The organism is Leptolyngbya sp. NK1-12, assembly GCF_032598965.1.
GTDB lineage: Bacteria > Cyanobacteriota > Cyanobacteriia > Elainellales > Elainellaceae > Elainella.
The window spans coordinates 3,844,099-3,867,662 of the sequence record NZ_CP053586.1 but is presented as its reverse complement, the minus strand read 5'-3'; the positions used below and the strand labels follow the sequence as shown (position 1 = coordinate 3,867,662).

At 50.0% G+C, this 23,564-nt stretch carries 19 protein-coding genes; 9 read left to right on the top strand and 10 right to left on the bottom strand.

Going from position 1 to position 23,564, the window contains the following annotated elements; translation table 11 throughout:
* Positions 1-148 precede the first annotated feature (148 nt).
* The gene (locus tag HJG54_RS16380; protein WP_316430010.1) at positions 149-649 is read left to right on the top strand and encodes a sterol desaturase family protein; all 501 of its coding nucleotides are present in this window, start codon (positions 149-151) and stop codon (positions 647-649) included.
* Positions 650-819: 170 nt separating this feature from the next.
* Here HJG54_RS16380 and HJG54_RS16375 read toward each other — a convergent pair whose 3' ends face one another.
* Positions 820-1,467 (bottom strand): sugar transferase, encoded by a 648-nt coding sequence (locus HJG54_RS16375; protein WP_316430009.1) that lies wholly within the window; start codon positions 1,465-1,467, stop codon positions 820-822.
* 389 nt (positions 1,468-1,856) lie between these two features.
* Between HJG54_RS16375 and HJG54_RS16370 the strand changes: the two genes are divergently transcribed.
* Together HJG54_RS16370 and HJG54_RS16365 are read left to right on the top strand one after the other, a co-directional pair.
* Complete coding sequence (locus HJG54_RS16370; protein ID WP_316430008.1) at positions 1,857-3,383, top strand: family 10 glycosylhydrolase; 1,527 nt, start codon at positions 1,857-1,859, stop codon at positions 3,381-3,383.
* Positions 3,384-3,503: 120 nt separating this feature from the next.
* Positions 3,504-4,292 carry an HpsJ family protein gene (locus HJG54_RS16365; protein WP_316430006.1) on the top strand — a complete coding sequence of 263 codons (789 nt, stop codon included), beginning with the start codon at positions 3,504-3,506 and terminating at the stop codon, positions 4,290-4,292.
* A gap of 41 nt (positions 4,293-4,333) precedes the next feature.
* On the opposite strand, the gene HJG54_RS16360 is transcribed toward HJG54_RS16365, so the two are convergent.
* On the bottom strand, positions 4,334-6,613 hold the full coding sequence (locus tag HJG54_RS16360; RefSeq protein ID WP_316430004.1) for a RelA/SpoT family protein: 2,280 nt from the start codon (positions 6,611-6,613) through the stop codon (positions 4,334-4,336).
* A 412-nt stretch (positions 6,614-7,025) separates the two neighbouring features.
* On the opposite strand from HJG54_RS16360, the gene patD reads away from it, so the two are divergent.
* The 4 genes from patD (at position 7,026) to HJG54_RS16340 (ending at position 10,421) form a co-directional block, all read left to right on the top strand.
* Positions 7,026-7,454: a heterocyst frequency control protein PatD gene (patD, locus tag HJG54_RS16355; RefSeq protein WP_316430003.1), complete on the top strand. Its 429-nt coding sequence runs from the start codon at positions 7,026-7,028 to the stop codon at positions 7,452-7,454.
* A 96-nt stretch (positions 7,455-7,550) separates the two neighbouring features.
* Positions 7,551-7,670, top strand: coding sequence for a photosystem II reaction center X protein (psbX, locus tag HJG54_RS16350; protein ID WP_072009694.1), 120 nt, complete (start codon positions 7,551-7,553; stop codon positions 7,668-7,670).
* Positions 7,671-8,003: 333 nt separating this feature from the next.
* Positions 8,004-8,777: a Ycf66 family protein gene (locus HJG54_RS16345; protein WP_316430002.1), complete on the top strand. Its 774-nt coding sequence runs from the start codon at positions 8,004-8,006 to the stop codon at positions 8,775-8,777.
* Positions 8,778-9,296: 519 nt separating this feature from the next.
* On the top strand, positions 9,297-10,421 hold the full coding sequence (locus tag HJG54_RS16340) for a trypsin-like peptidase domain-containing protein (RefSeq protein ID WP_316430000.1): 1,125 nt from the start codon (positions 9,297-9,299) through the stop codon (positions 10,419-10,421).
* A gap of 190 nt (positions 10,422-10,611) precedes the next feature.
* Here HJG54_RS16340 and HJG54_RS16335 read toward each other — a convergent pair whose 3' ends face one another.
* From HJG54_RS16335 to HJG54_RS16315, 5 genes are all read right to left on the bottom strand, one after another.
* Positions 10,612-11,490 carry an IS982 family transposase gene (locus HJG54_RS16335; protein WP_316429998.1) on the bottom strand — a complete coding sequence of 293 codons (879 nt, stop codon included), beginning with the start codon at positions 11,488-11,490 and terminating at the stop codon, positions 10,612-10,614.
* 221 nt (positions 11,491-11,711) lie between these two features.
* Positions 11,712-12,254, bottom strand: coding sequence for a DUF2996 domain-containing protein (locus HJG54_RS16330; RefSeq protein WP_316429995.1), 543 nt, complete (start codon positions 12,252-12,254; stop codon positions 11,712-11,714).
* Positions 12,255-12,444: 190 nt separating this feature from the next.
* On the bottom strand, positions 12,445-12,720 hold the full coding sequence (locus HJG54_RS16325) for a MoaD/ThiS family protein (protein ID WP_036006382.1): 276 nt from the start codon (positions 12,718-12,720) through the stop codon (positions 12,445-12,447).
* 154 nt (positions 12,721-12,874) lie between these two features.
* On the bottom strand, positions 12,875-14,179 hold the full coding sequence (gene thrC / locus HJG54_RS16320) for a threonine synthase (RefSeq protein WP_316429992.1): 1,305 nt from the start codon (positions 14,177-14,179) through the stop codon (positions 12,875-12,877).
* 617 nt (positions 14,180-14,796) lie between these two features.
* Entirely contained in the window at positions 14,797-17,346 is a 2,550-nt protein-coding gene (locus HJG54_RS16315; protein WP_316429991.1) for a U32 family peptidase, read from the bottom strand.
* A 186-nt stretch (positions 17,347-17,532) separates the two neighbouring features.
* Here HJG54_RS16315 and HJG54_RS16310 point away from each other — a divergent pair, with 186 nt between their 5' ends.
* Positions 17,533-17,772, top strand: coding sequence for a hypothetical protein (locus tag HJG54_RS16310; protein WP_316429990.1), 240 nt, complete (start codon positions 17,533-17,535; stop codon positions 17,770-17,772).
* A gap of 120 nt (positions 17,773-17,892) precedes the next feature.
* Positions 17,893-18,399: an orange carotenoid protein N-terminal domain-containing protein gene (locus tag HJG54_RS16305; RefSeq protein ID WP_316429988.1), complete on the top strand. Its 507-nt coding sequence runs from the start codon at positions 17,893-17,895 to the stop codon at positions 18,397-18,399.
* A gap of 209 nt (positions 18,400-18,608) precedes the next feature.
* Here HJG54_RS16305 and HJG54_RS16300 read toward each other — a convergent pair whose 3' ends face one another.
* From HJG54_RS16300 to HJG54_RS16290, 3 genes are all read right to left on the bottom strand, one after another.
* The gene (locus tag HJG54_RS16300; RefSeq protein WP_316429986.1) at positions 18,609-20,207 is read right to left on the bottom strand and encodes a serine/threonine protein kinase; all 1,599 of its coding nucleotides are present in this window, start codon (positions 20,205-20,207) and stop codon (positions 18,609-18,611) included.
* A 453-nt stretch (positions 20,208-20,660) separates the two neighbouring features.
* Complete coding sequence (locus HJG54_RS16295; RefSeq protein ID WP_316429984.1) at positions 20,661-21,080, bottom strand: hypothetical protein; 420 nt, start codon at positions 21,078-21,080, stop codon at positions 20,661-20,663.
* A 75-nt stretch (positions 21,081-21,155) separates the two neighbouring features.
* On the bottom strand, positions 21,156-22,859 hold the full coding sequence (locus HJG54_RS16290; RefSeq protein WP_316429983.1) for an ATP-binding protein: 1,704 nt from the start codon (positions 22,857-22,859) through the stop codon (positions 21,156-21,158).
* Between the last annotated feature and the right edge of the window lie 705 nt (positions 22,860-23,564).

Below are 23,564 nucleotides of genomic sequence, written 5' to 3'. Positions count from 1 at the left end.
TTTATTCCATCCCGGTTAATGTCTCCTGCTGGCTTTCCAGTTTAAGCTGGCACTTGGATAGAATTTATGAGTCAAGACAAGTAAATCAAGACAAGGAAAACAAGAAGCAATCTGGTGTGACTGGAGAACCTACAGGAGAGACTTGAAAATGTGGACTGCTGTGATTGTTTGTCTATGCTTTGTAACGGCGTTTGTGCTAGCTAGCCTGGTTGAGTACTGGGTGCACCGTCTGATGCATGCTTCTCCTCAGCTCAAAATTAGCGAACGGCACCGGGAGCATCACCGTAAAAATGACGGACAGGGCGTGTTGTGGGAGTTTTTGGATTATGTCAAAGGCACCGCAATTGCCATGGGCCTGATGTTTTTTGTCTCTTGGCAAGCTGGCTTGGCTTGGATGCTGGGGGCATTGGCGTTTGCTGCTTTTTCGTCCTATGCCCATCAACTTCAGCACGAGAATCCCACCAAGTGCTTTTGGATGAAAATGCCGGTTCACTATGTGCATCATAAATATGGTATGTGGCACCACAACTTTGGCTTGGCGGTTGACTGGTGGGATCATGTATTTGGTACTTACAAAGCTGTAGACTGGTTAACCGAGGAAGAACTCAATCAGCCTGAGCGGGGTCTGTTGGCACTGCGTTGGTGGTAAACCTGCTGGTAGTAAACCTAAGAAAAGTCCCCTTGACAGAGGGTTTAACTGCTCAAGGGGAACAACACACAGGAACTCATTGGTTAAAGCTGGCACTAAGCGCATGCAGTGCTAAAGAGACCGCTGCAGAAAGCAATTAAATTTGAGAAGGAAATTACTGAGAAGCTTATTTAATAAGCTCCCTGCTTGTTAAAGACAGCAGCAATAGTTTTGCAAATCAACAGAATGTCGTAGAAGCAAGACCACTTTTCTTGATAAGCCAGATCCAGTTTGACAATGTCTTCAAAATCTTCGACATGAGAGCGACCGTTGGCCTGCCACTCGCCGGTAATGCCTGGTTTAACGAGTAAGCGCTGAAAGTGATGAGACTCGTATTCCATCACCTCATCAACGGTGGGTGGGCGCGTGCCAACCAAACTCATTTCTCCTTTCAACACATTCCAAAATTGGGGAAACTCATCCAGGCTAGTTTTACGCAAAAACTTACCAACACGGGTGATGCGAGGATCATTACGGTTCTTAAAAATATTACCTTTTGCTTGATTGCTCACTAGGTGCTTGAGTTTATCGGCACCGACAATCATGGAGCGAAACTTCCAAATCCGAAAGGTGCGACCATATAAGCCACAGCGGATTTGGCTGTAGAAGATGGGACCAGGGTTATCTAATTGAATGGCAATGGCAACTGGAATAATTAAAATGCCAACAATCGTTAGCCCAACCAAAGCACCAATAATATCTAGCAGGCGTTTCCACTTGCTGTTGACAGAAGGATGCACCTGCTGAGGAGTCGGAAACATCTCTTGGTGGGCAAGCATAGGTGAAACTCGCGAGGAGGAACGCAATGGGCAGGTTGTGATGATCACAGATCGCAATTGCTCCTTGATCGGTAGACCACACGTAGAACTAACCATCATCCACTGCAACTATAGAGGCAGGCCAGATGCGAATCAGTGCGAGTGCAGAGGGATTGTTGGAATCTTTGAAATCCTTTGAGTTTTCATGAAGTTCCGATTTAAGTCGTTTTTATTACAGCCCTAGTTCAACAGAGCAGCCAAAGCCGAGCTGATTGCCGATCACATCTATCCAAAAATTCCACTCATGCTTAGTTCTATTCATGAAGATTGAGCAAGCAACACTCAGCGAATTGAGCTGCGTTCGCTATAACTAGAGGCTGTGCAGTTTAAGGTGTTGCTCTTCAATGGCAGTGAACAAGTCCAGATTGGCAAGCTGGCTAGGAACAAACCAGCGGCGACAGAAGCGCCAAAGCCATCGAGGCTGGAGTGGGGTTTTGCTCGGTTGGGTCAGCGGCAGTCTGCTGGCTAGCATGAACCAACCCGCAGTGGCTCAAACCAATGCCTACTGTCAGCTCAGTGCCGAGGAAATTACCCAGACGAGTGCGGTGCATCAACTGGCCCTGCAAGGAGATCAGGCAGCCCAACAGCGCTACCAAACTTTAGTACGGCAACATGCAGAGCAATTACAGCGGTGTCGTAGTCAAACCTGGCCACAGAAACAGGCCATTTGGCTGCGGCTTTATCCCTGTGATGCGGTGGATGGAGTGCTAGAAGAAGTAATGGACCGCATTGTCAGCCGTGGTTACAACGAGGTATTTCTGGAGGTGTTCTACAACGGTCAGGTTTTGCTTCCAGCAGCCCAAAACTCGACCCGCTGGCCCTCGGTTCTGCGCACTCCTGGCTATGAGACCAGAGATCTGCTAGCTGAGGCGGTGAGGCTGGGCCGGGAACGAGGGCTGAAAGTCTATGCCTGGATGTTTACATTAAATTTTGGCTACAGCTACAGTCAGAGTTTGGAAACCCAGTCTGTGTTAGCTCGTAATGGCCAGGGAGCCACAAGTCTCACCTCCCGTGCTCCAGAAGCAGATGGTACCACCGTGAACGCGGACGAATTGTTTATTGATCCCTACCATCCTCAGGCCAAGCAAGATTACGCCCAACTCCTGCAAGCCATTCTGCAACGGCAGCCAGATGGTGTTTTGTTTGACTACATTCGCTATCCCAAAGGAACTGGCTCTGCTTCAGTGGCCAGTCGGGTGCAGGATCTCTGGATCTACGGAACCGCAGCTCAGCAGGCGCTCTACCAGCGTGCCCTGAACCAAAAAGGTATGGAGCTAATTCAGCGGTTTTTGACTAAGGGCCACGTTAACTCCACCGATTGGTCCGATCTCGCCGCCCGCTACCCTACGGAGCCAATTCCCCTCTGGCAAGGACTCACCCCAGTCAATGATGCCCCTATTAGCCATTGGCAAAACGAGCTTTGGCGGCTGACTGTAGCCCATGCCATCCAGGGTGTACTTGATTTTCTAGCAATGGCGACTGCATCGGTACAACAGCGGGGGCTAAAAGCTGGTGCTGTGTTTTTTCCAGAGGCCAACCAAACCGTTGGGCAGCAGGGCTATGATTCGCGCTTACAAGCCTGGGAACGCTTTCCCCATACAATCGACTGGCACCCAATGGCCTATGCAACCTGTGCCGATGCTAGCTGCATTGTTGCTCAGATTCAGCGAGTTGCTGCTCAAGCTCCGTCAGGCACCCAAATTCAGCCTGCCCTAGCCGGCTCCTGGGGACAAACCCTCAACCAGCATCCACCCCTGGAGCAACAGATGCAGGCTATTCGGCAAGCATTTCCCCAACTTCAGGCCGTTAGCCACTTTGCCTTCTCCTGGCAAGAACCCGCCTTCGATCACAATCGCAAATTCTGTCAGCTTCGTTAGGGATTCCTGCTATGGTGTTGGTTGGCTTCCATCGTCGGGCACCCTACAAAGTGTCCGTCTTTTCCTGATCTAATCCTGATCCAAACCTGACCCAAACCTGACCTCAAGTTTTTCCTCGCCATGAAAACAGGCAGCTTTTTCTCCCAGTCCTATAGTGCTCTGATTCTGAAGATCACTGGTCTGATCCTGATTCTAGGAACCCTGTTAGACTACATTGTCTTAGCCGTGCCACCTAATTTCTTAGATAGCGAGTGGTTGGCAAATTTGATCAACGAATGGGTTTCGAGAGCCACCGTTCCCATCCTAGGATTGGCGCTGCTGTTTCTAGGCGTGTGGTTTGACCGCGATTCAGAATCTGACCTCAAGGGTTTCCCAAAACTGGCTCTTGGCTTATCAGCTCTGCTGGGCGTGATATTTCTGCTTTTAGCGCCGCTCTATTTCAATAGCAGTCGCCTAATGAGTGCCGCTCAAACCCGACAGATTAATCAGCAGGCAGCCCAAGCCGAACAGCAGCTCAACAACCTGCTAGAGCAGCAGCGTGCCCGTGTTGATGCGATTGTTTCTAACGAAAACCAGTTGGCTCAGTTACAGCAACGGCTTGATAGTTTGGATTTACCTGAAGATCAGCAGGCTCAGTTACAGCAAATCAGAACCACCCTCGAGAAGGTGAAATCCGATCCTAAAGCGCTGGATCAGGAGGTTGCTAAGGCCCGGACAGAAGGTATGAATCAAATCCAACAGAAGCAAGCCGAGGCGTTAGGCGAGCTACAGGCAAAAATGCGGCGAGATCGGCTGCACACAACCCTCTCCAGCCTGATCTTTGCAGCAGGCTACCTGATGATTGCTTGGGCTGGGCTGGGACGCAGTAGCTCAAAAGCGCCCAAAGTGAAGAAACGGCGAGCACGCTAAAGCAATTCTGATCAAGCCACCCTGCTCAACTACTTGGCTGCTCAACCACCCGGCTGTTCATCCACCTGACTAATTCGGCGCAACTGCAAGACATCGCTCATCTTGCGGATTTGGGTGAAGATGCGCTCAAGCTGTTCGTGGTCGATAATGTCAATTCCTAAATTAATGACCGCTGTTTGTCCGGGAAAGGTTTTCACCTGCGCACTGCGCACATTAATGTTGTAGTCACTCAACCGCGACAGAATATCTTTCAAAACACCAACGCGGTCGATGACTTCGATTTGTACTTGCACCGGATAGGTCTGGGGACGAGAGTTGCCTTCAGTCGTATTCCAACTCACCGGGATCAAGCGTTCTCCAGGAACATTTTCGGTGTTGCTACACCCCTGGCGATGGATCGAAATGCCGCGACCGCCCATCGTGACTACACCAATAATCGACTCTCCGGGTACGGGATTGCAACACCCAGCCAAGCTGTAGAGCAACCCCTCTACTCCTACGATGGGAGAAGTTTTGCTCCGCGCTACTGGCTGTACTGGGGTATTGCTTGTGGCTGGATGTAGCAGAGTGTTTGTACTCTCTTCTTTGGGAACCGCGACAATCGGTTGACGGGCCTTGATTGCCTCACGCAGTCGGTTCAACACCAGATTTAGCGTAACTTCGCCGTAGCCCAAAGCTGCCAATAAATCCTCTGGGGATTGGTAGTTACAGCGTTCAGCAGTGGCCTGCATTGGCTCAGACTTCAGCAATGCTTCAAAGCCCCGTTTGCCCAACTCTTTCTCTAGCAACTCCCGACCACGCAAAATGTTGGCATCTCGATGGGACCGCTTGTACCACTGGCGGATGCGGTTTTTAGCGCCGGGGGTAACGGCAAAATTGAGCCAGTCTAGGCTGGGATGAGAATTCTTTTGGGTGATAATTTCAACAATGTCACCATTTTTTAGCGGCGTGTCTAAAGTCACCATCCGGTCGTTTACTTTTGCTCCGGCACAGTGATTGCCCACTTCCGTGTGGATGCGATAGGCAAAATCGATTGGAGTTGATCCTTGGGCCAGCGCAATCACATCACCGCCCGGTGTGAAGACATAAACATCATCATCAAACAGATTGCCCTTAACGCTTTCCAGGTATTCCTGGGCATCCTTGAGGTCGTTTTGCCATTCTAGTAACTGCCGCAACCAGGTAAACTTCTCGTCGTCGGTGGACAGTTTGGCGTAGCTATTGCCAGTTTCCTTGTACTTCCAGTGAGCAGCAATCCCGTATTCCGCGACGTGATGCATCTCCAAGGTGCGAATCTGCACTTCCAGCGGTCGGCCCGTGTTGCCAATCACAACGGTATGCAGCGATTGATATCGATTGGGCTTGGGCAGGCCAATGTAGTCTTTGAAGCGGCCCGGAATAGGCCGAAAGGCATCATGTACAACCGCCAAGGCGCGGTAACATTCGTCGTTCGTTTCCACGATGATGCGAATGGCGGCAATATCATAGATTTCTTCAAAGCTTTTCTGCTGCCGCTGCATTTTTTCATAGATGCCATACAAATGCTTCGGGCGTCCGCTAATGTCATAGCAGCGAATCCCGAGTTGATCGAGCCGTTCCTGCAGCGTGGTGGCAACCCGCTCTAGGCGTGCCTCTCGATCAATACGCTTATCGGCCACTAGCTGCCGAATGGCCCGATAGGCTTCTGGCTCTAGATACTTAAAAGCCAGATCTTCCAGTTCCCACTTAAACCGTCCGATTCCCAGTCGGTTCGCCAACGGCGCAAAGATTTCCCGCGTTTCCAAGGCAATACGACGACGCTTCTCATCCGGTAAATATTCCAGCGTGCGCATGTTGTGCAGCCGATCGGCCAGCTTGACGACAATCACGCGGATATCCTGCGCCATTGCCAAAAACATGCGGCGAAAGTTTTCAGCTAGCCGTTCTGTTTTACTGGAGAAGTTAAACTTAGAGAGTTTGGTGACGCCTTCCACCAGTCGTCGCACTTCGATGCCAAAGCGTTGCTCAATTTCCTCAGCGGTAACGTCAGTATCTTCGATCACATCGTGCAGAAAACCAGCCGCAATCATGGCGGCACTGCCTCCCAAATCGCGCAGCAGCCCCGCTACGGCCACCGGATGGGCAATGTAGGGTTCACCAGAGGCTCGGTATTGCCCTTCGTGGAGACTGTAGGCAAAGTTAAACGCCTCGCAGATTAAATCGGCATCGGCCAAAGGAGCGTCTGAGCTGCTACCACTCGACGAGCGATACTCTAGCAAACAAGCTTGCAGCCATTCAGGAAGTGCAATATCAGTTGGAAAAGTCAGAGTTGCTACGTTCATGCTGTCAAGCCCGAAGTGGGTAAAGGAGCCAAACTATTGAGTGGATGTTGCTGATTCTAAGGGATTTGAGCGAGTTCCGAGTAGAAAGCGATTCTAAAACCTGCCTCGACATTGACTTCAACAGGGCTGGAGATCAACTGCTGGGATCCGCTGGGATCAGGAATTGAAAACCGGCTTTGTCTGCTGCAAGTGTTTAGAAATGAAGACTTCTACGGCTTATTGCTCAGATGAATAACAAATCGGTTCTGCCTAAGCCTGAACCACGTTCAACAAATTGACTGTATAAAAAATTTAATAATCTAACAATAAAGCTAACCGGTTGCAGAGCGGGGCTTACCAACGATGTATACAGAGTACTTAACAATACTTTAACCCAAATTGATCAATTCGTTTCTATTGATTTTGGTTATTCATGGCATCAGCATTTGATTCGTCCTATCGGCAGTTCCAGCAGCGTCTCCAGCAGCTACAAATCCAAGTCGTTGACGCCTCTCCGCACGAATTACGAGTAGCAATTGCTAAAATTCAGCAGATGTTCCAATTGCAAATTGTGCCGTTGGCAGAAACGATTGAGGCATCCCTGAGTACGCAGCTTCAATCCATTCATACGGAAATCAATAAACAGTTGAGGTTACTCGAAACCGATGGGGTGTTTTTGCAAGCTGCGCGGCAACCCACCACAGCCCAACAGCGAAAGCAGCAGATCAACCATCGGCTAGACCTATTGTTGCAGTACTGTGCGGCTAGTTTGGCGCTCCAACCCCAGCCAGATGGGTTTTCAGATGCGTCAGCAAGTACACCAGAATCGTCAACCAAAGCCCCACCGACCGAGAGCAATTGAATCCTGTCCCTGCTTTCCAAATGCGTCATTGAGTCGATAATATGATCTAGTGCAGAAGCCTCAGTTATTTAGCATTACTAGCAAGGGTAGAACACCATGACTCCATCTTTAGTAAATTTCTTCTACAGCCTACTGGCAGGTGTGGTAATCGTTGTGATCCCCGTGGTCGTAGGACTTGTCTTCATCAGCCAAAAAGATAAAATTCAGCGTTCCTAGCTGTATTCATGGGATGAATTGGGGCGATGAGGGAACAGCTTTGCTGCCCCTTGTTGCTTATCCCAGTTTTAGTAGGAGTGAAATCCTTGGCTGTCTTGCTGTGACTTATTTTGTCGGCAGGACAGCTTTGTGCCATTTGAGTGTGAATTCTAATTCGCGGTTGGTTTGGGCAATTAGCCTGCTCGGTGCTGAGTTTAGCCCTAAGCGCTATTTTTCTATCGGGCGTCAGAATTGTTAGATTAACTGCCTTTCACCCACTGGATTTGTGGAATTTTCAGTGGAGAATCTGTTCTTGGACTCGCTAACATAGGGACATACCAACGGAGAATAGCAATGTTAAATTGGAGCCTCGGACTTGGTGGCATATTAGGCATTACCCTTGCTCTAGCAGGAGTGGGCCTCTACTTTCTGCGCACAGTTCGTCCGAATTTGGCTAGAGACCATGACATTTTTTTCGCGGCAGTGGCCTTGCTCTGCGGTGGCATTTTACTCTTCCAAAGCTGGCGGCTTGATCCGATTCTGCAATTTGCCCAATTCCTATCAATTGGTTCTGCAGTGTGGTTTGCCTACGAAGCTATTCGTTTGAGAGGGATCACGACTGAACAGGCCAAACGGGCAACGCCAGTTGTAGATGACGAACGTCCGGTGAGTCGCGTCTATCGGGCCGAGCTAGATGAATTGACGCCGTTAGAAGAACAGCGCAATGTAACTCGTCGGATTCGAGGCAGTCGTGATAGCCGCTCAAGTGCGGATGAATACGGAGAAGATATGCGTCGTCGTCCATCTGGTCGAGATGATCGGTTTGGCCCCAACGATCGCTCCCGCAAACCCCGCTCCTCCCGTCCCCTGCCACCTGAACGATCCGATTGGGGTGATAATTGGGATGACAATGCCAACGCGTCCTATGGTAGCGGCATGGATGACACTGGTACTGGCATGCGGGAAGTGATTCGAGATACCAGCGTTTCGTCGCGTCCGCCTAGAAGTAGCCGCCGCCCTTCTCCTTCGCCCCGGCGTCGGTCTGGATCAGATTCTGATTATGTAGACTACCAACCGATTGATTTCCCAGACGATCGGCCCGACAATCCTCGCGATGACTGGCAATAGTTGACCCACTTTGAGTTTGCTCAACCTCCTGAGTTTGGTATGCCATAGCTTTGATGTTCTCCTGTTCTGTGAGGCTCAGAGCTTATTTTTTTTAGAGCCTATCTAGAAAACTCGTCAGAGTTTCTGAGCAAACCTCTGCTTTCCAGGTAGGTGGTAAGAGGTTGCCTGAATCAGAACAACTAGGGAGAATAGTTTTTGTTTGGCCGGGTGTGAGGAGTCCTGTCTGGTATTGCGGGGTGTGAGAAGACGAAGGGATAGGGTGACTATCGTCAAAATTAGCTGCTTGGAATCTACAATCGACAGCCACTGGTATCTGCAACGATCAGGGCGTTGAATTGCAGACGGAGCGACTATCCCAACAAAAACTCAAACTTATCCGAGCCGGGTCAGGTAGATAGATAGAATTACCACCATTGTTGCTGATGACTGCTATAGGTTAAAACAGGCAGTAATGGAACTGGATTTGTCCACGTCCGATAGAGCAGCCTCACACATCACAAGTCAAGCCACGGTTAAAGCATGAACATCAATCTCCGTCTCATCACCTCAGGATTAGCCATTGTTGGCACTTCTTTAGGTATCAACTTGCTCAATGCCTTCTCTACTGTTGAGTTGTTGAATCCAGTTACCTTGGGCCGTGCCTCCCATCAAGCCTTAGCTCAAGATGTAGAAGAAGATGTGAACGTCCGTGTGTATCAGGCCGCCAGCCCTGCGGTTGTTTCAATTGAAGCTGGGGATGGAAACGGCAGTGGCACCATTATCAGCCCGGACGGTTTGATTTTGACAAATGCCCACGTGGTTGCCGGTGCACGCACGGTTCAAGTGGTTTTACCCGACGGCACTAAGCTGCAAGGCGATGTGGTTGCCTTTGGTGAAGCGGGTTTAGATCTGGCAGCTGTGCAGCTACGTGGACAGCGCAACCTACCGACGGTTCCGATTGCCGACCCTGCATCTGTAGCTGTGGGACAACGGGCCTTTGCGATTGGCAACCCGTTTGGTCAGTTTCAGGGAACGTTCACGACTGGCATTGTCAGCCGCATTGATAGCAATCGAGGGTTAATCCAAACCGATACGGCAATTAATCCTGGTAATTCAGGTGGGCCACTGCTGAACAGTCGCGGCGAGTTAATTGGCGTCAACAGCGCCATCTTTTCCCCTAGGGGAGCAGGGGGCAATATCGGGATTGGCTTTGCTATTTCGGTGGATCGGGTGCAGCCATTCCTGACGGCGGTTCGCGATGGTACGGCTCCACGCACAGCTCAGCAATCGCCAATGCTGGCAGGAGGGCAACCGGCTCAGCGGATCACACCAAACACACCCATAGTTGGTCAGTTGAGTCAGGAGAGCGGTATCCTACCAGCAGACAACAGCTATTTCAATGCCTATACCTTTGAAGGCAAAGCTGGGCAGCAGGTAGTGATTGAAATGACAAGCAGCGAACTAGATGCCTATCTAATTTTGCTGGCACCGGACGGTCGGGATGTCGCTCAAGATGATGATGGCGGTGGTGGCTCCGATGCCCGACTAGTCACATCCCTGCCGGCTGACGGCACCTATACGGTTTTAGCCAACACCTATCGTGCAGGACAAACTGGACGTTACAACATTCGTCTGACAACGGGTGGTAATCGGTTAGAACGGTAGAGCTAGGCTATCAACTACACTATCCGAAACTCATCAGAGTTTTTGAATTTCAAAACCCCTTTGGGGTTTTCCCAGGACTTACGCAGCTCAGCAATTTCTGTCCCCCTAGTCCCCAAATTTGGAGAGAATCAGATTGGAAGTCCCCCAAAATTGGGGGATTTAGGGGGCAAATACGTAACGTGAGTTCGGGTTAAATAGGCTCAGGCAAAAAGGTATCAGGGATGAGGGATGGTTTCTTGGGCTGATGGCAGTAGGCAATTAATCCACAGACCAGATTGACCAAGCAGTTGACGGGTGAACGATGACGAGAATGCTCAATCTGAGAAATGTTCTTCAACTGGTCAATCACCGATTCAATAATGGCTCGTCGCCGTAGGAGCAGCTTATCTGCCAATGGCATCAAGCGGTTCTTCATATTCCGTTTGAGCTTGGTAATCAGTTGAATTCCCCAATCGTGCCACAGTTGCAGGGCGAGTTTCTGGGAGACATAGCCCCGGTCGCCAAACACTTTGCCGAAAAGCTGTTGCAGCAATTGGGGAACTGGCTGACGGTCATCGACATTGCCAGGGGTGAGGATCGCGTTGAGCAACTCTCCTTGCTCGTTCATCACCAGATGCAGCTTAAAGCCGAAGAACCAGTCCACCGACGTTTTGCCTCTAGCAGCTAGAGGCTTGAATACCTTGTGAGAGGCGATGCGGCGGTTATGGCAAACCTTGATACTGGTCGAATCCATAAAGCTGATGCCCGTACAGCGTCCGAAGCAGTGGCGCAAGTAGGCGCACAGGGGAATGAGGGTCGATGGCATCCACTCCACGAAGCGTTGGTAACTGACTAATCGAGGAAAGGCTTTGCGCCAGTAACGACAGACGAACTGGGTATAAAACCACTTGAAGTTGCGATAGGCCGACTGATGGAAGGCAATCAAGATTGTCATCATCTCGCTTAAGCTGCGGCTGCGGGAGCGGGAACGACGCTGTAGTCCTTCGCCCAATAAGTGCTGCTGCCAGCGCGGTTCAAACCATCGGCAAAAATCATCGACATGGCAAAAAAGGGCTTCTAAACTAAGCATAGGGTGGTCAGATGCGTTGAGAATTAGGTACTTTCAACTGTATCTGTTCCACCCTTCCTTATCCCGAACTCACGTTACGTAAGTCCTGTTTCAGATAGGCTCTCAAGCCAAACTTCATAGCAAACAAGCCCCAAGTTGGTTAGCAGCGAAAGCTACCGCCCTGGGGCTTAAATCTTAAATTTTAGGTTTGTGACTTTATGACAGCCCTACCGCTGGTCGAATTAATTCATCACCAGCCATTTCTGTCCGTTCAAGCGCTGCACCGTATAGAGCAACAGCAAATCTAAGTTCACTTTGCGCTCATCAATCATAAAGGACTCGATCAAAGTAGGTTGAGCGCCATTGTCTGCACAAGTGAAAAACTTAGGAGCCTGAATATCTTCTTTGGAGAAGATGATGTTGAACTGGCGCTGTCCTCCCTGCCAGTGACCAATCACCTGCCAACATTCATCGTCACCCAGAGCTGCAATGGGCAATTTACGCTTTTCAAACTTAAGGTCTAGGTCAGAGATTCCGACTTTAGCCAAGGTTTGTTTTAGTCCCGGCAGGAAATGCTGCTCAATAAACTCTGGAAACGGTTTGTCTTCCAGAGCAGGTGGCTTTTCCTTTTTGGGCGGCTTTGCTGGTTTCTCCCCAGCATCGGCTTTGGGTGCCCGTGCCGGTTTCTGAGCTGAAGCCTCAGCAGCATCTGGTTTGGCTTCTGGATTAGGTGCAGGGGCAGAAGCTTCAGTTTCAGGAGCGTTGGGAGTTGTTTCGTCTGACATGGTTTAGATCGAAATCTTACAGAGCGGCTATCGCGTTCCGGAATCGCACATCATGCTAATTCCGATTATGTTTATAGTAATCGGTTGCCGCCCCTTGTTGGGTGCTCTAACCGACGAATCGAATTGCTTTTTCCAATCGCGAATATAAAGCTGCAGCATTAATTGCAGCATTAATTGCAGAAGTCAGGACTCAACCTCCGGCTACGGCTGGCACAATACTAACCTCATCTCCAGTGTTGAGAGCTGTATTAGCTCCGTCAAGGAACCGGATGTCTTCACTGTTGACATAGAAATTGATAAAGCGGCGCAGATTACCCTGCTCATCGCAAAGTCGAGCTTTGATCCCCGGAAAATCTTGTTCTAGAGAATCCAGCAGCTCAGAGATCGTCTTACCTTCGCATTCGATCGTAGCCTGATCGCGGGTGAACTTTTGGAGGGGAGTCGGAATCAGAACTTTCACAGACATAGCTTTGGGATAGGTTTGAGTTTTGAGTTGAGGATTCTGGAACGGGTAGTCAGTTTGAGTTTTGAGCCTTGTTAGCTGGATGTTGCAACACAGAGCGTGCACACAAATCAACCATGCCAACTAAAAAACTAGAACTCAAAACTCAAAACTTTATCTAGACCAAGACTTGCTGCCATTCCAACCGATCAAGGGTTTGAGCGCGCTCTAGGGCACGCTCAAAGCTATCGAGTTTGGGTTCGATCGTCAGCGGTTCACCAATGTAGCCCTGCACCGCTTCTTGCGTTTTCAGGCCATTGCCCGTGATATAAACCACGGTGGTTTCGTCAGCATTGATTTTGCCTGCTTCCACCAATTTTTTGAGAACAGCAATCGTGGTACCACCAGCAGTTTCGGTGAAGATGCCTTCGGTTTCTGCCAGCAACTTAATGCCCTCAACGATTTCTTGATCGGTGACCGATTCGATGTTGCCGTTGGTTTTGCGAGCAATGTCTACGGCATAAACGCCATCCGCCGGGTTGCCAATTGCAATCGATTTAGCAATCGTATTTGGCTTAACAGGAGCGATAAAGTCACGGCCTTCCCGGAACGCCTGAGCAATCGGCGAGCAGCCTTCTGCCTGAGCACCACTAAACCGGACAGCCTTGTCCTCCACCAACCCTACTTTAATGAACTCTTGGAAGCCTTTGTAGATCTTGGTGAAGAGTGAACCAGACGCCAACGGAGCTACCACATGGTCGGGCAATTCCCAGCCCAACTGTTCGGCCACTTCGTAGCCCAGTGTCTTGGAACCTTCTGAGTAGTAGGGACGTAGGTTGATGTTGACGAAGCCCCAGCCATGCGTATTGGCCACTTCTGAGCAGAGGCGGTTGACTTGATCGTAATTGCCCTGCACGGCCATCACCGTCGGGCCATAAATCAGAGTACCCAGCACTTTACCGGCCTCTAGGTCAGATGGAATGAAAACACAGCAGTCGAGTCCAGCGTGGGAAGCAATTGCGGCAGTTGAGTTTGCCAAGTTGCCGGTGCTGGCACAAGAAACGGTTGAGAAGCCCAATTCTCTGGCGCGAGTCAAGGCTACCGACACAACTCGGTCCTTAAAGCTAAGGGTAGGCATGTTGACCGCATCATTCTTGATGTACAGCCGCTTTAAACCCAGGCGACGCGCCAAACGATTGGCTTGCAGCAACGGTGTCATTCCGGTTCCCACATCAATCGGAGTATCGGTTGCCACGGGCAGAAACGGACGATAACGCCAGATCGAGTTGGGTCCGCTCTGAATGCTCTCACGAGTCACTGTTCGCCGCAGCGCATCGTAGTCATAAACCACTTCTAGAGGACCAAAGCACAACTCGCAGACATGTATAGCTTTGGCTTCGTATTCTGCACCGCATTCTTTACACTTCAGGCCAGTAAAGGTGGCGGCGGTTTGGGAACAGGTGGGAGCGATTGCCTGGGTCATGGGTTATTCCTTTGGGTTCAGCTTCTCAACAGTGGGATCAACAGTATTGATAGATAAATCTCAATCTGGATGAGGATTTGAAGGATTTTTATCCAATTGACGATTGATACTAACACAGATGATTAACTGAGTCAAACATATCCGACTAATTTTGTCGGGTTTAGAAAGAAGTCAAATAGGTTTGAGTCTTAGGCCGAGAGTAAACTTCTCCCGGCTCCTAATTCCAATGACTAAATCAAAGAAGAAATGAAGATCCAGAATTTCTGCTCACTGCTGAGCTTTTGATTTCTGAAATTCAGTTTGTAAGTAGTCTGTAAGTCGTCTGCAAATGAGTCAGTCATATCAAATCCGGTTGATTAGCCAGAGTTCGCGTAGAGGCGTTTCGGCGAAACGCCCGTATAACGCGGCATTTAAATTTAGGGCGTTTAGTCGGATTTGATATCAATCTCATGATTTGAACGATTTGTAGTGCAAGAGAGACGCTTGCAGTGGGCATTTTGCCCACACTGCCTTGATCGTTTAATTGGGTTGAATAACTTTAATCTGGGAATGCCTATCTAGAAACCTGAATTGGGCGTAGGGCTGATAGATGCGGGATGCCAGTCTATATTTGCGCTCTACCCCAGCGTGCCTCGCGTGACGCCGAGTTGACTCTGTAGTTTTAATTCGCGCCAAAGCTGCGTGCCTTTGATGTCACTGCGCAGTAGCTTTTGATAGTAGGTGATAGTTTGCTGCACCTGTTCGGGGGTCTCATTGACAAACTCGATGCGGAAATAGCGCCCGCCAAGCTCAATCAACCGCTGCACATACTCGGCTCCCGTTTGGGCTACGCCATTAAATACCGTGTTGCGACAGCCAACATCAGCTTGCAGAATGTGCTCGGTTCCCATACGATCGCGGAGTTTCACCGCATGCTGCTCGCAGGGACGCCCGCAATTAGTGTAGTCGGTTCCTTTGGAGAGGAAAGCACAAAATACGCAATGCTCCATGTGAAACATCGGCATGTGCTGGTGAATCGTAATTTCAAACCAGTGGGGCGGGCAGGTATGTAGCAAATCTTCAAGCTGCTGATTGTTCAAATCATAGGAGGCCGTCAATCGCTCTAGGCCAAATTGCTTGAAGTAGTCCGCTGTGAGGGGATTAGCCACATTGAGGGAAAAATCGCCAACGCAGCGCTCGTGAGCAAAGAATTTGAGTTGGTCATAATTGCGAACAAGATAGCCCTTGGCCTGCGAAGCGCGCACCTGTTCCAGAATCCAGTTTTCGCCCGGCTTAGTGATTCGCGGTGGAGCAACATAGAGCATGCTAGCAGGATTATCAGCAACCATCTGTACTGCTTGGCGATAGCGGCGCGGGTCTTCTAGCTCACAATATAGGGTAGAAATTCCCGCCTCGATTGCGGCTTTCAACTGTTCCAAATTACGTACCAGAACGATCAGCTCTGGAGTGGCGGGGTTAGTTTTCGTTGCAGCCTGGGTAGTATCCGGATCAATGTTTGCCAGTAAGGCAGCCAAGGTCGCTTCTGGATTGAGTTGCCAGCGTTTTGGTTGAGCACGGAGCGCGTCAAGTTGGGCCACTACTTCCCGCCGTAGGCGATTTAATTCGCTAATTGGCAGCATTAGATCGCCGTGCAAATAGGAGACCAAAGACTGTAGATAAAAGCCTGTGTTGCCTAATCTCCCCAACTGTTCCTGTAAGCGTTCACGACTGAGGGGCTGGGTATGAGCGGTAGCCAGGGGCATCGTCGATTCTACCTGCACCCGATGACCTTGTGAATCGCGTGCGACTAGGATAAGAGGTTGGCCGCTTTCGCCATAGACCTCTAGATTGAGCGGTCGTTGAAATTGGGGAGTGTCATTGCTGAAGCTCTGCCGCAGTTGCCGATCCAGCTCAGGATCGCTAGTTTTCCAGAGTTTATCGCCAACTCGAATCCGTCTCAGATCGACGTCCCGACGGCCAAAGCTGAGCTGGGTTTCTCTGCCCCGTTGTTCTATCGCATAAATGCGTCCGCCCTGTTCGTTGGCTTGCGGATTACCGTGATCGAACACGACGCCATCGCCCGGTTTTGCAGGAGCCTGGAGCTGTACACTAACATAGTCTTTGCCAACCTGTTTTACTTCACCCAAATATACGCCGCGCTTTTTGCCAAATCGAGCATGTACGAGGGCTTGATTATTGATACCATCAAGCCAGCCGGTATATAAACCACGAGAAAATGCCATTTCTAATCGATAGTGTTCCTCCGGTGTAGCCTGATAGTGATTCGATTCACGGCTGGCCTGATCAGATTGAAATGATGCCATTACCCGATCAATCGCCTGACGATAAACTTGGGTGACGTTTGCAACATATTCAGGTGTTTTCAATCGGCCTTCAATTTTGAGGCAACTTACGCCTGCTTGAACCAATTCTGGTAGCACTTCTAGCCCCGCTAAATCCTGGGGACTCAACAAGTATTGCCGATCGCCTAAAGGAACCGGCTGCCCGTCTGCTATCAACTGATAAGTCATGCGGCATGCTTGAGCACATTCACCTCGATTGGCTGAACGTCCGCCTAGGGCTTCGCTGGTCAAACATTGTCCAGAGTAGGCAACACAAAGTGCTCCATGCACGAAAACTTCTAGCGGTAGTGATATTTCGGCATTGGCTAATTGCTGCTGAATTTTATTGATTTCCTTAAGGGAGCACTCTCGCGCCAGCACTACGAGCTGACAGCCTAATGCTTGGGCGAACTCAACGCCTGCAGCACTGGTAATGGTCATCTGGGTAGAGGCATGAATAGGAAAATCAGGCGACAGATGGCGAATCAGCCGACAAATTCCCACATCCTGCACGATGATGGCATCCACACCGCTAGCGATAATCGTGCGTAAATAGTGCTCTGCCTCAACTAGCTCCTGCGGAAATACCAACGTATTCAACGTTACGTAACCTTTGACGCCACGCCGATGTAGAAACGCCATCAGTTCCGGTAAATCTGCCTCGGTGAAGTTATGGGCACGCATGCGGGCATTGAAGCGGTCTAACCCGAAGTAAATTGCATCGGCTCCGTTCTCGACTGCTGCTTTGGCGCAATCCCAGTGCCCGGCGGGAGCTAACAGTTCTGGAGCCAATCGGGTAGCATCGGGTGGGGTAGCGGTGGATCGAGCAGAGTGGGTGGGGTTCATTGGTGCTGGCAGAGTTGGAATGCGGAGTCCATTAGCTATGATATCGAGTCTGGTAGGGAAGTGCTTGGTTGAGCCAAGTCGCTGGCTGGAAAACACGCCTTAAGGTAGTTCTCTTAAAAACAGAAAATCCTTAAGCTGACAGCAAGCTAATAGTGAATTGGTTTGTAAATTAAGCGAGTACAACGTATGAATGATGCTAATCACGACCAGGTGACAAATCCTCAACCATCTAGTTCAGAGGCCCAAGATTCAGAGATTAAGAACAATCGACTGATCGATCCACGAGAGTTAGTATACCGGGGTGGATACAGTGGCGATCCGCGAGAAATTGTTGAGAATCCTGCTGTTGCGCCTGAAATGGTGGAGCAAGCACCGGAAGATCTGCGGGATGATTTGATGCCGAAGGAAAAAAGTGAAGATGAGTAGACTAGAGTTCTCCATCTTTTAACTTCTCTCTGGAGTCAGGTCCCAGTCTCTCTCTTTAGTAGGTCACAGTCAAGATGCATCCCTTGTTACAGTGACGGTCAGTGAATTTGGAGGATAACAATGACCTACACCGCATCAAATTCTCATACTGAGCTGGTGCAAGCATTTCAGAATCTAGATGTAGATCAACAGCTAGCTTTGTTCTACTTCATCTACAAAGAAATGGGTAGCTCTGTCACGCCTGCGGCTCCGGCAGCTAGCACCGTTTCCCCTGAGATTGCCGAGGGTTTGTTCAATCAGGTGAAAGAGTTGTCCCATGAGGAGCAGTTGCAGCTTCAGCGGGATTTGATTACTCACAAAAATACCCAACTTACCCGCGAATATGGTGCTCTCAGCGACACAACAAAGCTTCTATTCTGGTACCTGCTGGCCCAAGGCATGGACAACGGCACTATCATTCCGATGCCGGCTGACTACCAACTGAGCGGTGAGGCTAATAATTTATTGACTCAGATTAAGGGGCTTGAGTTTAATCAGCAAATTACCTTGTTCCGCGACATTGTTTCGCCAATGGGCATTGCTCCTACAGCTACGGGAATTGAACAGGATCAGGCCACGAGACTATAGGTTCAAGCCGCCAGGTTTTAGGATGACTGTAACGTAGGAGTTCTCCCAGCAATGAATTGAATTAGGACGGACTCCATCATTAAACGTCATCAATCTGACAGGAGCCTCGCTTAATTTCTGGTGGTAGGTTATCTACCTGCTATGAATGCGTTTCTATGTCGCCCCGGAATTCTTCCACATGAGCAAGGCAGCTGCTTGCCACCAGAAAATTAGCGGCGTCCCCGTTCTTCTAATTCTCGGCGTAGATTATTGGGCAGGAGACGTTGTTTGTCCTGCTTCTTTTCTTCGGGCGTCTGATTTGGGCGGTTGCGGTTGCCCTGTCTAGGCGGTGGTGCTACAGCGGGAGGTGGTGCATCAATTGGCTCGGTTGATTCAGTTGGCTCGGCTGAATCGGTTGAATCTTCTGAAGTCGAATCTGTTTCCTCAGCTGGCGGAGAGGGTTCAGCCTCAACTGCTTCGGGAGATGACTCAATGGCTTCGGGACTCGGCTCGAGCGTCTCTAATGGGCTGGGTGAGTTTAGAGGAAATTCTGGCTCGTTTCGATCTCTATCTCTTGATCTAGGGATATTGTCAATGGTCTCCGGAGCGGGCGCCAATTCTTCTTGGTCGGGCTGGGAACCTTCCGTGGGTGAAAGCACAGCATAAACAGCGATGCCCGCCACTGCCGCAATCGTCAGCAGCCCAAAAACTAAACCACCCCGCCAAGGTTTGTGTCCGGGAGGGGGTGCGGTTGGAGCGCTAGGATCAGGAGCCGGCAATACAATATAATCTGCCTGATCCGAATTAGAATGGGAATTTTTGACGCGGTTCTTATTCTTAGAGCGATTTGCTTTCGCTGGATTGACCTGTGGAGGCGGAATCACAGGCTGGGGTAGGGAACGAGGCTGACGCCGAAACGGACCAGAGCTATAGCGGGGACTAACGGCTACAGTTGCTGCTGTGGATGTGCTAGAGCGGCGACCTGAATTGGGTGAGGCAATTGGCGGTAGGTCAGGAGATGCCTCCGGCAACAGTGCCAGCCAATTCGACACCGTGCTGGGACGGTAGCGAGCTTCAACCGCCATGCCGCGCATTACAGCCTGGTTCACGGCAGCACTCAACTGGGGCTGCAAGTCACGAGGGGCAGGCATTGGTCGCCGGTCGCGGAGAATCGAGGCGATGGGCACCTGGGCAGTCAGTAAAGCATAGAGGGTGGCAGCTAAGCCATACACATCCGTTGCAGGAGTGCGCCTTTCCTGCATCACATACTGCTCAATCGGCGCATAGCCTTCTGAAATTAGGCTGGTATGGGTCTGGGTTTTGCCATCGGTAAATTCGCGGGCAATGCCAAAGTCAATCAAAATCACTTCCTGAGTGCCCTGCCGCAAAATGATGTTTTGGGGTTTCACATCCCGATGCAGCAGGCCATTTTGGTGCACTACTTCCAGAGCTGCGCCAATCTGACGGATGTAGTGAACCGCAATCTCTTCTGGCAAAGGATGATTAGGGAAAACAATTTGCTCCAGAGTCTGACCAGGGATATAGTCCATCACCAGATAGGGCACATCATCTTCGATGAAAAAGTCATTCACTCGGACAATATTGGGATGGACACAAAGAGCTAATCGGCGTGCTTCGTCGTGAAACTGCTGCTCCATCTTGCTGAACTGGGGATGGTTCTGGTTCACCAGATTCAGCGTTTTGATGACCACAGGTTGGCCCAAATAATGGTGCGTGGCTCGAAACGTGACCCCAAAACCGCCCTGGCCCAGTAGCTGATCCAGAGTATATTTACCGCCCTGCAAGGTTTTACCCAATAGCGTGTTCATACGCTCTTAACTCACTCAATGGAGCATTTTAGATTTAGGACTTTATTTAGGATACGCGAATCTCTTCGGCACTGTTAGTTGGCCTAGGACACACCCTGAGCTGCCATAAGCAACCAAACCCTATCCCGCTGGGCAACTATACCTTTCTCCTGATCCTCAAGCAAATCCGGAATTCCCCGATTGGGGGATGTAGATTCATCACAAGAGGCATATTTTAGATATATAAGCCTTGTTCTTAATATTTATTTAGGAGGCTCACAATGTTAGTCGCTCTAGCTGGATTTCTCTTCTTGGGTGGATATGCATTAACCTCGGCAATCTTTGTTTCCCGGATTGGTGAATTTGAATCGGCAAGCAAGTAAGATTGAAGACTGCGTGTCATGCCCATTTCTGCAATATCCTGCAATACATCTGCAATACACCCGCAACACGTTTGTATGCATTTGTAACCCATTAAAATCTGCGCCAGTAGGGTTTCCCCTTCAAAAAAATACCTACTAGGTTGCCAATCAGCATCGTATAGGACGGTTCTAGCAGCTCGGTTGGAATCGGCAAAATACTCCTCGCTAGCAAAATCAAAAACAGGCAGAGCACCAGTGCCCACAAAATGCCTGAGTCGATTACAAGCTGAGGATAGATAATTTCTAAAAATACAACGGCTAATGCGCCTAAGCCAATCGCAATCGCCAGTTGCATAATGATGTTTAACGGCGGCGAGAAGAGCATTCGCAGCGCAGCATTAATTAATGGTACATACCTTGAGCTGACCACTAGCAGCAATTCTAGGACTGAGGCCCAAAATAAGGTCAGCAAAGCAATTAAAAATAGGGGAACCCAAGGCAACTGCCTCAAGCGTCGCAGTGGATTATTCATAACAAAACCGTGCAGAATGCCCTGATTTTAGCTCAGAGGTTTGCTAAAGGGTGGCTGAACCTGATTCGCTGACCATCACTCGATGCTAATGCCGCGAAAGGTAGCTGGTCGGGTGCGGCTGACCACAGGAGCCTGTTCGATACGGCGAGCCTCCACCTGATGCGCTCGAAAGTAATTCTGCCAAAGTTCAGGGGCGTTGAGGGTTTCACCGCCATGCTCGGTCAGACGTTTGCGAACCTGGCACAGCACGGGTGTATTGACACAAGCTCCAGCGATAATCACCTGCCCTTTGGTTAGGGCGGGCAATTCCTTGAGCAAATCTCGTCCCGCTGCTTCCACGCCATATTTGAGACTGTCCTGATCCACCGGATTGACAATTCGCATAATAAACTGACTCATGCACTGGGACAGCACATCCGAGTCCAGCTTGCCTGGACGCTGCGTAATCAGCCCGACGCCGAGGCCAAACTTACGGCCCTCACTCAAAATCGTGCGCAAAATCATCTTACAGCGAGATGGCTCATGGGCAGGGGCGAAGCGGTGAGCTTCTTCGATCAAGATAAAAACCGGGTAGGGCAGGTAATTTTCATCATCAGGGGCGATCAACTCCTTCTGGGTATTCATCCGAGCCTGATTTGCCTGTCGCAATACCGTGGCGCAAATCACCTGCTGCTCTTCCTGGCTGATCTCATTCATTTGCAGTACTGTCACCTGTCCCGGCTCAAACAGATCTTTGGGTGCCAGATGGTTCATCGTATGAAAGTAGGGCGACCGCGCCAATTTTTCTAGCTTCCATTCGATTGCCGGAGCCGAGGAGCCGATCTTTTCATTGCCTTCTTCGTCCTGCGTCCGGTCCGCCTCGTAAACTGCTGCGATCAAATCCGCCACACCCCAGCGATAGGTGCCGAGTTTGTGCCGCTTCAAAATCCCAAAGGCTTTGTTAAGAATCGACTGTTGCCGGTCGCTCATCTCGGGCAGTAGGGTCAGCACATCGTAGTAATCCAGTGACGAAATTCGGATATGGATATCTTCCGGCTTCAGAATCTGGACTTTGGGCGCATATCCATCTGCCGTCTGGAACGCCGGGTGGCCTCGCATTTCGGCTAAGGTCCCGTATTCTCCGTGAGGATCAAAGATCAAAACGGCAGCGCGGTTATAAGGCAACAGCAGTTCTTCCACCAGCACCCCTGCCGTATAAGATTTCCCCGAACCTGTGCCAGCCAGGATTGCCATATGGGTACTGACCAATTCCTTCACGTCCAGCGCCACCGGCACTGCGCCCAGATCCCGCAGCAATAGTGAACCAACATGGGCCGATCCCACATCCGCTGGCTGTTTTTTGCTCAGCACTCGTTTGAGGCTGTCGTCGCTGGCTAGGTAGACTTTTGCGCCCGGATCGGGTGTGATACGCGGATTGACAAACCCAATCCTGGCATCGAAATAGCCGATCACATCCACTGTCACTTCGTAAAGCTCTGGATTGGGATGGACAAACCCAACTAGAGCCGCAATTGCCTCTGGACTAATTTCAGTATCGGCAAAAATCCGATCGGGCAAATGATCGATCAGGCAGCGGGCAGAAATTTTGCCTAGAATTTGCAGCGTTCTAGTTTGGAGCCGATCCGCATCCATCAAAGTCACTTCATAGTAAACAAACTCACCGATTTTGACCTGACGGTTATCTGCCGTGATGAACAAATATTGATTGCCATCCTCACCCGGCCCTTTCACTGTGCCAATCGTTTGGGGAGATGACAAAGAAACAGCAATTGAAGTCATAGCGTTTAGCAGCGACAGGAAGTGGATCAGATGGAGCAGGTAGGAAAGGGGAGGCAGATGGGGAAGGTGAGGAAGTTAGAGATGACGAAGAAGTTCTCCCCCATTTCCATTCCTCCTTGCCCTCGTAATACCACCCATGACATTACAAAGATGGCAAAAAGGTGAAGCCAAACGTAGGGAAATCACGGATAACCTCTGCTGAGGAAGCAGGTAATCTTGAGGTATTGATTCAAATCCATCAGGGGTAATCACGCTTTCAAGTCCAACTTTTTCAGTGAAATGACTGGGAAGCTATGGGGTGAACTTAGTGAATCAACCGTGAATCAACTAAGTTAGGGTCTGATCAAAGATTAATCGGAAAACTGACTAATGATACACATGAACTCTGGATTTTTCATCTCGCCCGACTGAAATACCTGACGTTTTCAAGGTTCATCGCTTTAGTGGTGTGAGCGATTGGGGCAAGCCTGCTGACTGAGTTGACCTTCACTATTCTTCAACTCTGTGATTAGGTGTATCGGGGGCCGTTGAGTGAAAAAGCTCGAGTTGAAATGAGAACTAGCCACGTTTGGGGTTAGTCAGGCTCAGGCAAACAAGCCCAGAACAATGTCCGAAATTCAAGGTCTAGCATCCAAGTTCCAAAGCCCAAAGCGAATAGCAAATAGCTGGCAGCGTTCAGCAAGGTTTTGTGTTCAGCAAGGTTTT